Origin of the sequence: Intestinibacter sp., from assembly GCF_051866655.1 — a bacterium.
In the GTDB taxonomy this organism is placed as follows: domain Bacteria; phylum Bacillota; class Clostridia; order Peptostreptococcales; family Peptostreptococcaceae; genus Intestinibacter.
Genome location: NZ_JBJDXL010000472.1, coordinates 1 through 11,605 on the forward strand (window position 1 = coordinate 1; position 11,605 = coordinate 11,605).

Annotated in this window: 7 protein-coding genes; all 7 read right to left on the reverse strand. The window is 32.0% G+C overall.

The window, feature by feature from the left end:
• A partial coding sequence (locus ACI3VO_RS14135; protein WP_439758534.1) for a multicopper oxidase domain-containing protein occupies positions 1 to 1,587 on the reverse strand: 1,587 nt, incomplete at its 3' end.
• Between the two features lie 177 nt (positions 1,588 to 1,764).
• On the reverse strand, positions 1,765 to 2,382 hold the full coding sequence (locus tag ACI3VO_RS14140) for a PepSY domain-containing protein (protein ID WP_439758535.1): 618 nt from the start codon (positions 2,380 to 2,382) through the stop codon (positions 1,765 to 1,767).
• Positions 2,383 to 2,475: 93 nt separating this feature from the next.
• Positions 2,476 to 3,342 carry a DegV family protein gene (locus tag ACI3VO_RS14145; protein WP_439758536.1) on the reverse strand — a complete coding sequence of 289 codons (867 nt, stop codon included), beginning with the start codon at positions 3,340 to 3,342 and terminating at the stop codon, positions 2,476 to 2,478.
• A gap of 134 nt (positions 3,343 to 3,476) precedes the next feature.
• Positions 3,477 to 3,962, reverse strand: coding sequence for a hypothetical protein (locus tag ACI3VO_RS14150; protein ID WP_439758537.1), 486 nt, complete (start codon positions 3,960 to 3,962; stop codon positions 3,477 to 3,479).
• Between the two features lie 142 nt (positions 3,963 to 4,104).
• Entirely contained in the window at positions 4,105 to 5,517 is a 1,413-nt protein-coding gene (locus tag ACI3VO_RS14155) for a glutamate synthase subunit beta (protein WP_439758538.1), read from the reverse strand.
• Positions 5,518 to 5,529: 12 nt separating this feature from the next.
• Positions 5,530 to 10,047 carry a glutamate synthase large subunit gene (gene gltB / locus ACI3VO_RS14160; protein ID WP_439758539.1) on the reverse strand — a complete coding sequence of 1,506 codons (4,518 nt, stop codon included), beginning with the start codon at positions 10,045 to 10,047 and terminating at the stop codon, positions 5,530 to 5,532.
• A 241-nt stretch (positions 10,048 to 10,288) separates the two neighbouring features.
• A partial coding sequence (locus ACI3VO_RS14165) for an MATE family efflux transporter (RefSeq protein ID WP_439758540.1) occupies positions 10,289 to 11,605 on the reverse strand: 1,317 nt, incomplete at its 5' end.

Sequence of the window (11,605 nt, forward strand, 5' to 3'; positions counted from 1 at the left end):
AAATCTTCCATATGGATCATGCCAATGAGCATTATTGTAAATTAATTTTGCCTGTAGTGCAAATATTTCAAATACAATATCTGGATCTTTTGCTTCCCATTCACAATTACAATGTCTATCATTACAAGGCTGTGCATATAAAGCTCCCTTAGAATAATTTTCTACAAAGTTGTCTCTTTCCAGTTCAGTTGGACATATTTTATTTTCACCCTTTTGATTTAAAATTCCTAAAGGTGGTTGTTTAGGTCTTTCTCCAAACTCTCCATTTATAAAGTTATAAAAGCCTGGATGACGTAAACTTTTTCTAGGTGGTTTTCTTCTATCAGGTAGAGGATTTAAAGCCTTTACATAAGTTCCATCTGGGTATAACGGCGGTATAACTTCTCCATTCTCAACTATTGTATCTTTTCCAGTTTCTAACCTATCGAACACTCTCCACAACGACCACATACCTTCATGAAAATGTGGATATAAATGACAGTGCCATATATGATCTCCTATAGAACCGGCAAGGCTTCCTGCACCATGTAGTATATCTATATCATATGTTTCTTGTGGAGCTATAGATATTGAATCTATTATAGTGGAATTTGGGTCGTCAGGTTCCAGCTTCCATTGATGTGTATGGAGATGAAATACATGAGTTTCTTGAACTCCACCATGTATAAGTCTAAATCTCGCTGGATCTCCTACATAAGCTCTTGGTATAAAAGTTGCTGGATCTCCATTAGTCCATGAGCTCATAGAAACATCTTCTCCATCTATTAAAGTATGATCTGGTTTTAATATATCTACAACCCCACCGCTATCATTTTCATCGCAAGGATTGCAATATTTAAAGCCTCTATCTTTATCTGGTATAGAATGTGCTCTATTTACCATCGGCTCTGATCTATAGCTAATCGCAGTTACTCCAGCAGGTCTATTAGTATGTGGATCAATTATTTGTCCACCGAATCTATTTACCATTTCAAGCTCATCGTGAAAATATACTGCATATTCTCTAAAGCTCGGTTTATTTGGATTGTGTATATCGGCAAATGCACCGCTTTTTAATTCACTTCCATCTACAGGATCTGTCCAAGTAGATCCTTCTGCTTGTACTATAAGTGCCCCAAATAACCCGTGTATATTTGTTCCTTCTTCACTAAAGCGTGTATCTCCCATATCACTGAAATAGAATATTCCTTCTCTATCTGCATACCATTCGTAAGTTATTTTTTCACCTTTGCCAACTGTAGAATCTTCATTGTAGCCTACATTGGCTCCGTCTGATTTTATATTTTTATATTTAAGTCCGTGCATATTAATTGATAGCCTTCTATCTTCGTCGTGCTCAAACTCAATTATTATTGTTTCTCCAACATTTGCCCTTATTGTAAGAGGCTGAACTTCATCTGTAGGTATTGGTAATGGATCTTCATTTTCATCCTTATTATTAAAGTTATGCATAGCTTTTTTTCTTACTTTTTCTTTATCTTCACTTAATATATACATCAATCCATCTGGATCATAATCGCCAAAAAAATCATATACAATCGGAATTGATAATACTGTAACATTGAATTTTCTAATTTTACTATCCACTTGTATTCCTCCTTTAATTACGTTCTTATTATTTAATATGATATATAATTACATACTGTTACATTTTCATTATTTTTTTGACATATTATGATTCCATAACTAATACAAATTCGCTCAAAAAAAGAGATATAGAAAATTAATCCTATATCCCTCCTAAATTTGCATTTCTATAATTTTTTATTTAACAGCTTCTTTTTCCACATGTAAAACTTCACCTGTTATGGCATCTACTGTTACATCGTATTCTGTGTTGTCTTTTACTAATTCGCCTTCATATGCTGCTGGTTCATTATCGTCACTGTTTTTATCAAATTCAAATGCTACTATTTCAGCATCTGGAACTTCTTTTTTCATTATTTGTTTTGCTTTTTCTCTAGTTATATATTGTTCACTTGAATCATTTGCTTTAGAAGTATTTTCTTCATATCTTCCATCATATTTTTCTTGTTCTGATTCTAAAACTTCACCAGTTACAGCATCTATAGTTATATCGTATTCTGTGTTATCTTTTACTAGTTCACCTTCATATTCTGCTGTATTATCATCTTTGTCTTCATCAAGTTGGAAATTTACAAATTCAGAGTCTTCAGGCACTTCTTTTTGCATTATTTCTTTAGCCTTATCTTCTCCTATGTAATCCTTAGTTGAATTTTCTTGTGATGCAGATGCTACTGATGTACTTTGTGTTTCTGTTTTTGTACTACTATCTGCTGATGAATTAGAACAACCTACCATACATATACCTGCTATTGCTACTACTCCTAATATTGTTATTATATTTTTCTTTATTTTCATATCTCTTACCTCCTAGACTTTTGTTTTCTTTTACTATTAAATACATCTAGAAAATAAACTTTAGGTACTTTTTTTAAAAAAATTTTAATTTTTTTATCTTTTATCTCCAAAATAAACAACTACAACTGTACCCTGTGCCGTATGAGCACCTATAGTTGGGCAAATATCTTCAATCATTATATTTTCTATTCCATATTTATGTTTTATTCTATCTGCTAGATACCTAGCATCCTCGATGCAATCTCCATGAGATATAAATACCTCTTTTAAATTCTTTACATCTGAATTCTTTTCTATATTATCTGCTAGTACATGCAATGCTTTTTTGCGTCCTCTCACTTTTCCTATATTCGCTAGCTTTCCTTCGTCATCCATATTAAGGATAGGTTGTATGTTTAACATAGTTCCTAAAAGAGCTTGAGTTTTTGAAAGTCTACCACCACGGAATAAATGATTTAAATCAGATACTATAAACTCATGTATTACATGTTTTTTGTTTTCATTTAACCATGATGCTATCTCGTCTATAGTTTTACCTTGTCTTTTCATCTCAACTGCCTTCATAACTAGAAATCCTTGCCCAACTGTACCTGATAGAGAATCAACTACTATTATTTTGGACTCTGGAAATTCTTCCATTACGCTTTCTGCACATATTTCAGTAGTATTATAGCTTGAACTCAATCCTGATGAAAAGCTTATATGAAGTATATCATAGCCTTTTTCTACTTGTTCTTTCATTTTTTCCATTACATTTTCAGGATTAGCTGCACTTGTTGTAGGCATCTTTCCATTTTTTAGAGCCTGATAAAAATCTTTAACAGGCATATCTTTTGCCCCGGGTATATATTCTTCTCCATCCACAATATAATATAATGGATGAATCAATATATTATTTTCTTCTAAATAAGAATTTGGTAAATCCCCTGTTGAATCTGTTGAAATAATAAAATTTCTCATTTTCCAACCTCCTCTTTTATTTAAAAACTGTATTTATAATTTATATCACTTTTTTTGTTTTTAATAACCAATATTCTTATTTTTATATTTTTTCATACGGATTTCCTTCATTATTTAATATTTAATATTTTATTCTATATTAATTTTTCTTCTTCCAATTCCTTAATCATTTGTTTTATACATTTGTCAAAAGATGTCCCCAAAGCATATTTCATAATAATTACTAATACAACAGGTAATAAAAAATATAATCCTATTGTATTTATTTCAAATCCATCTGCTAATATAAACATTAAATTAGCCAAAATAGCAACAAAAATAAAAAAGCATAAAATCATAATAGTAATTCCAGAAAATTTACATTTTCCTCGAATCTTACATTTATCTCCATCCTCTATTATTTCACCTTGAAAAAATACTGTTGTATTTACGCTTTTATAATTTCGATCATGATAATTAAGGCTTTGAGGATATCTTTCATAAAACGATAATTTAAATTTATTATTTGTTCTTATACAAACTAAATCTAAATCATTTTCTTTATTATTATTAACGACTTTTAAAAAATCCAACTTGTCCTTTAATTCCTTTGAACTGCAATTTAAATTGTATTCCTTCATGAAGCTCCCTCCCTTTTCCCTATATTTATATTGTATTAGATTTTATACTGTGAGAAAGTTTCAAAAAATAAACAAAAGCCATAGATAACTAAGTCATCTATAGCCTTTGCTTTGTTGGTTGCAATTATATTATATAAAAATACTATCTTAAATTAGTTTGTCCCATAACATCTAAGTCTATTGTTCTAGCTGCTTTTCTTCCGTCAGCAATTGCCTTACATACTAATGATTGACCTGATCTCATATCACCAGCTGCATATATGCCTTCAACAGAAGTTCTCTTGAACTCATCAGTTTTTACATTTCCTCTTTCATCAAGCTCTACTCCTAAATCTCCAAGTAAAGTTTCATGCTCTGGATGTAAAAATCCTAATGCAAATAACGCTAAATCACATTCTATTTCAAAATCAGAATCAGGTATTTCCTGTCTATTTTCATCTAATTTAATTGCGTGAAGCTTCTTAACTACTCCACCTTCTCCACTAAATGCAGTTGGTTTTACAGAGTATTCTCTGATTCCACCTTCTTCAAATACTGGATTTTTAGTCATTGCAGATATTTTGCCCCAGAAGCTCGCTCCTTTTGAATCTCTTTCACTTTCAGAAGATCTTTGTAATTGATATACATTTTTAGCGCCTTGTCTAATCGCAGTACCGACACAGTCGTTTGCCGTATCTCCACCACCTATTACTATTACATTTTTGTCAGTTGCTAAAATCTCTTCCTCTTCAACTTCAAGTCCTCTATTTCTCTTATTTTGTTGTTTTAGATAATCTACAGCAAAATTAAGTCCTTTTAGAGATCTTCCTGGAATAGGTAAATCTCTTGCTTGAGTTGCTCCTCCTGTTAAAACTACTATATCGTATTCTTTTTTAAGTATTTTTGCTGGGTAATCTCTTCCTACCCATATATTTGTCTTGAATTTTATTCCTTCTTCTTTTAATAAATCTACACGTCTATCTACAACCCATTTTTCTAGTTTGAAATCTGGTATACCATAGACTAATAGTCCGCCTATTACATCGTCTCTTTCAAATACAGTTACATCGTAGCCTGCTTTATTTAATTGGTCTGCACATGCAAGTCCAGCTGGTCCAGAACCGATTACTGCTACTGTTTTACCTACTTTTACTAGAGGTGGCTTTGCAGTTATCCAGCCTTCTTCAAATGCTTTATTTATTATACTTAATTCCATATTTTTACATCCAACCGGTTCCTTTATGGCACCTAGTACACATGCCTTTTCACATAAGCCTGGACATACAGTCCCTGTAAATTCAGGGAAGTTATTTGTTTGAAGTAATCTATCTAAAGCATCTCTCCATTGCCCCCTATAAACTAAGTCATTTATCTCTGGAGCTGCATTTCCAAGTGGACATCCATATTCAGATGTACAAAATGGTACTCCACAATCCATACATCTAGCTGCTTGAATTTTTACCTTGTCGTAATCCATAGGTATATATATTTGATTAAAGTCCTTTATACGTTCTTCTACAGGACGTTTGCTCTGATTCTCACGTTCATATTCTATAAAACCAGTTTCTTTTCCCATTTTTGTCCCTCCTTACACTGCTTTATACTCGCTCATTAATTTTTTATACATTTTTGGTATAACTCTTACTATATTTGATTTTTCTTCATTCCAATTGTCTAATATCATTTTTGCTTTTTCACTTTCAGTATATTCGTAGTGTTTTTGGATTAAATCTTTTACTATTGCTTCGTCTTCTGTATCTATTAATGCTTCTATATCTGCATTTTTAACTATTCCAGGATTTAATTTTGGTGTTAATTGTTTCTTAGCATCGTATACATAAACTGTTCCACCACTCATACCTGCTGCAAAGTTTCTACCTGTATCTCCTAATATAACTACTGTTCCACCAGTCATATATTCACATCCATGGTCTCCAACGCCTTCTACTACAGCTGTTGCACCTGAGTTTCTAACTGCAAATCTTTCACCTGCTTTACCATTTGCATAAAACTCACCACTAGTTGCTCCATATAAAACTGTATTTCCAACTATTATGTTTTCATCAGATTTTATAGTACATTCTTTAGGTAGTTTTACTTTTATTTTAGCTCCTGAAAGGCCTTTACCAACGTAGTCGTTACAGTCTCCAGTTAGGTTTATTGTTATACCCTTCATACCAAATGCCATGAAACTTTGTCCTGTACTACCTGTTAAGTTTAAAGTTATAGTATCATCTGGTAATCCTTCTGCACCATAACGTTTAGCTACTTCACCACTTAGCATAGTTCCTACTGTACGGTTTATATTCTTAATTTTGAAATCACCAGTTACTTTAGTTCCGTTTTCTAAAGCATCCTTAGCAAATTCTATTAATTGTAAATCGTAAGCTTTGTCCATACTATGGTCTTGATCCATTATTTTTCTACCAACTATTCTTTGTGGTAGGTTTGGTCTATAAAGTATAGAAGAGAAATCTAAGTCTTTAGTTTTTTCATTTTTTAGAAGCTCATTTATTTCTAATTTATCGACTCTACCTATCATTTCGTCCATAGTTCTAAATCCAAGCTGAGCCATTAATTCTCTTACTTCTGTAGCTACAAATGTGAAGTAGTTTATAACGTGTTCTACTTTACCCTTGAATTTCTTTCTAAGCTCTGGATTTTGTGTAGCAACACCCATTGGACAAGTATTAGAGTGACATTTTCTCATCATCATACATCCCATAACTACAAGTGGAGTAGTCGCAAATCCAAATTCTTCTGCTCCAAGTAAAGCAGCTACTACTACGTCTTTACCAGTTCTCATTTGACCGTCTGTTTGTAATGTAACTCTACTTCTTAAGTTGTTTAATAATAGTACTTGGTGAGCTTCTGAAAGTCCTAGCTCCCAAGGACCACCTGTATATCTTATTGAAGTGTAAGGAGCAGCTCCTGTACCTCCATCATATCCTGATATTAATATTAAATCAGCTTTAGCCTTTGCAACACCTGCTGCAACTGTACCGACACCAACCTCTGAAACTAATTTTACTGATATACTAGCCTCTGGATTTACACTCTTTAAGTCGTGTATTAATTGTTCTAAGTCTTCTATTGAGTATATATCGTGATGTGGTGGTGGTGATATTAAGTCTATTCCAGGTATAGCATGACGAACCTTACCTATAGTTTCATTTACCTTTGGTCCTGGAAGACGTCCACCTTCACCAGGTTTTGCACCTTGAGCCATTTTTATTTGTAATTCCTTAGCGTTTACTAGATATTCAGTAGTAACACCAAATCTACCTGATGCAACTTGTTTTGTCGCACTCATTGTTATAGTTTTAAATCTCTTAGAGTCTTCTCCACCTTCACCAGTATTTGAACGACCACCTAGAGTATTCATAGCTGTTGCTAGTGTTTCATGAGCTTCTTTACTAAGTGAACCGAAACTCATCGCACCACTTACAAATCTTTTTACTATTTCTGAAACTGGTTCAACTTCATCTATTGGTATACTTTCTGAATCCTTAAATTTAAGAAGTCCACGAATAGTACATAATTCCTCTGCTTGATCATCTATAGCCTTTGAGAAATCCTTAAATAGCTTATAGTCATTTTCTCTAACACTCTTTTGTAGAGTAGTTATTGTGTAAGGGTTAAACATATGTCTTTCTTCGTTTCTTCTGTAGTTGTATTTACCACCAAGCTCTAGTGTATCTATTGGATTTCTAAGCTTGTTATACGCTCTTTCATGTCTTGTTAAAGTTTCCTTAGCTATTACATCAAGACCTATACCTTCTATTCTTGTAGGAGTTCCTGTGAAGTATTTTTCTATTACGTCTTTATTTATACCTATACATTCAAATATTTGTGCACTTCTGTAGCTTTGTATAGTAGATATACCCATTTTAGATATTATCTTTAATAATCCTTTACATATTGCCTTATTGTAATTTTCTTTTAATTCTTCCTTTGATTTGTCACCTACATATAATTTCTTTTTAGCTAATTGATCTATAGTTTCATAAGCTAAGTAAGGGTTGATTGCAGTAGCACCATATCCTATTAATAGAGCAAAATGCATTACTTCCTTCGCTTCTCCTGTTTCTAGAATTATATTTACATTAGTTCTCAATTTATTTTTTATTAAATAATGTTGTAGGGCACTAGTTGCTAATAATGCTGGTATTGGAGCTTGTTGTTTGTTTATATTTCTATCAGATAAAATTATTACATTATATCCTTCCATTATTGCATCCTTAGCTCTTTGACATAATAAGTCAAGTGCTTCAACTAAATCCTTACCAGTACCTGGTGATCTAAATAACATAGGTATTTTAACAGCTCTTAAGCTTTGATTGTTTATTTTACTTATTTTTTCTAAGTCAACATCAGATAATATTGGATTATCTAATTGTATAAATGTATAATCCTTTTTATCGTTATCAAGTAAGTTAGCCTTTTGTCCGATTATAGTAACTAAGCTCATTATAGATTCCTCTCTAATTGGATCTATAGGTGGATTTGTTACTTGGGCAAATAATTGTTTAAAATAGTTATAAAGCAGTTGTGGTCTCTTAGATAAAACAGCAAGTGGAGTATCGTCACCCATAGAGCCTTGTGGTTCTTTTCCGTCTTTAGCCATTTGTGCTAAAACTATTTTTATATCTTCATATGTATATCCAAATGCTTGTTGTCTTTGTAGTAAAGTATCTTCATCACCTTTTGGTATATATGAAGGCTTTGGAATCATATCCATAGTTAATTTATTTCTTTCAAGCCAAGCTTCGTAATCATATGCTTCAAATAATTCCTTTTTAACCTCTTCATCTGGAATTATTCTTCCTTGCTCTAAATCTAGCATAAATATTTTACCTGGTTCTAGACGTCCACTATATTCAACATTAGCAGGATCTGTTTCTAGTACTCCAGTTTCTGATGCTAATATTACAAATCCATCCTTAGTTATTGTATATCTTGATGGTCTTAATCCATTTCTATCTAATAAAGCTCCAAGCTGAACTCCATTTGTAAATGCTATAGCTGCTGGTCCATCCCAAGGTTCCATTATTGTAGCATGATAGTTATAATACGCTTTTTCCTTTGGATCCATTAGTTTATTTCCCTTCCAAGCTTGTGGAATAAGCATTGTCATAGCTTCAGTTAATGATTTTCCTGTAGATATTAAAAGCTCAAACGCATTATCTAAAGTAGCTGAGTCAGAGCAGTTTGGAGTTAATATTGGGAATAACTCTTCTAAACCATCTTTAAATTTATCTGACTTCAACACACCTTCTCTAGCGTGCATCCAGTTTCTATTACCCATGATAGTATTTATTTCACCATTGTGAGCTAAATATCTAAATGGTTGTGCTAAGTCCCATGTTGGGAATGTGTTTGTTGAGTAACGTTGATGTATTAAAGCTAATGCAGATTTAAAATCTGGATCTCCTAAATCTTTATAAAAGCTTCCTATTTGTCTTGCTAAAAGTAATCCTTTGTATATTATTGTTCTACTTGATAAACTCGGTATATAAAAGTATCCTTTATTGTGCATAGTAGAATTTCTTACTGCTATTTCAGATTTTTTTCTTACTATAAATAATTTTCTTTCAAATTCTTCTGTAGTATAGCTTCCCTTATCTATAAAGACTTGTTTTATTAAAGGTTCACTACCTTTTGCGATTTCACCTATCGCATTACGGTCGACTTCAACATCTCTCCAACCTAAAAGCTTCAATCCTTCTTCTCTTAATATAGTTTCAAATATACCTTCACACTCTAAATCTTCATCTGATTCACGAGGTAAAAATACCATCCCTACAGCATATTTTCCTTCATCCGGTAAATCTATTTTATTTTCATTGCATTTTTTCTTGAAAAACTCATGAGGTATTTGAATCATTATACCTGCACCGTCTCCAGTAGTTTCATCACATCCTGTTGCTCCTCTATGTGATAAATTTTGTAAAATTAATAATCCCTTCTCTACTATCTCGTGTGATTTTTCGCCCTTTATGCTGGCAATAAAACCTATACCACAATTATCTTTTTCAAATCTTGGATCATACAATCCCTGTTTTTCTGGTAATCCGATACTTGGTATACTTTGTTTTACTTCCATAATAGTCCCTCCTCTTACGTATATTGCATACATTTATATAAATAAATCTACTTCTCAATTTGATAATGTAGTTTATATTATAATAAAGTTTTCAGAAAAATGCAATTTTTTAAAAAATTATTTCATTTTTATTTTTTAATATTTCATCTTTTTGTTTTATGTAAAATCAATTTTAGATGTAATTATTAATTTTGAAATATAGATTGTTTGCTATATATTGCATAACGAAAATATCATTTTTTTATTTTTTAAAATAACGATATGTCAATATACCTTCATACAAAATCATAGATATCCATCCCATAAGAGTTCCATAACATATAGCTACTACTCCCATTTGTCTGATAAATGCAAACGTTATACCTATACGAAATATCATTTGTAAAATCGTCGCAATTATTGCTACATCCATCTTTCCGATACTGCGATACAATGCCTGTAAGATTTGAGCTATGCTAACTGCTAGATAGAAATACGCCATATATTTCAAGTACAAAATACCACTATTTAACTCTGTACTGTTTCCGTTTTTCACAAATAATGCAATTATATCTGAAGAAAAAATCAAAATGAGTGTTCCAACTATCAATGTATATACAAAACTAACTATAACTCCAGCAAAAAAATCCTCTCGTATTTTATCCTTATCTCCTTCTCCTAAATCCGCAGCACAGTTCTTAGATACAGAAGTTGCCACCCCCTCTAAAGCAGATAAAACAAACGCTTCTATTTGAACAGCCACACTATATCCCGCAATCACATTTACCTCTAACGTATTTATTATTCCTTGTATGATTAATTTTCCTCCATGGAACAACAACATTTGTATAGCTGAAGCTCCACTATAATTTATAGTTTCAAGTAAAAGCGCTGTATCTACTTTTAACTTAAAAATATTAAAATTCACAGATAAATTTCTGCGTTTAATGCAAATTACTCCAAATAAAACAGAGAAAAATTGCGAGCATACAGAAGCAATAGCTGCACCAATTACTCCCATATCCATCTTTGCAGTGAGCATATATGTCAAAATTATATTTATTATTGTTGCATAAAGTAATATGAAAAAAGAAGCTTTTGAGTTTCCTATTGATAGTAACACTGAATTACAAAAATTGTATAGAAAAGCAAATACAAGTCCTATACACATAATACACAAGTAAATCCTAGCCCCTTGAAAAATCTCACTTTTTACCTGAAATAAATATAAAATCTGCTTAGAAAAAACAAAACATACTGCCGCAATAAAAACAGAAAAAATCAAACCACAAGTCAAAGAAGTTTCCGCTACTTCCCCAAATTTCTTTTGATCTCCAGCTCCGTAATATTTTGAAAGCAACACCGTCATACCTATTCCTATTCCAAATATAATAAATGTCAGAAAAGATATAATAGATCCAGAAACCCCAATAGAAGCAATGCCCCTTTCCCCTATGCATCTCCCAACTATAATAGAATCCACAACTGTATAAAACTGTTGTAAAAGACTACTTGCAATAATCGGAGTTAAAACTTCAATTGCAGGTCGTTTCAGAAGAATGATTGGGTCAATAAAATA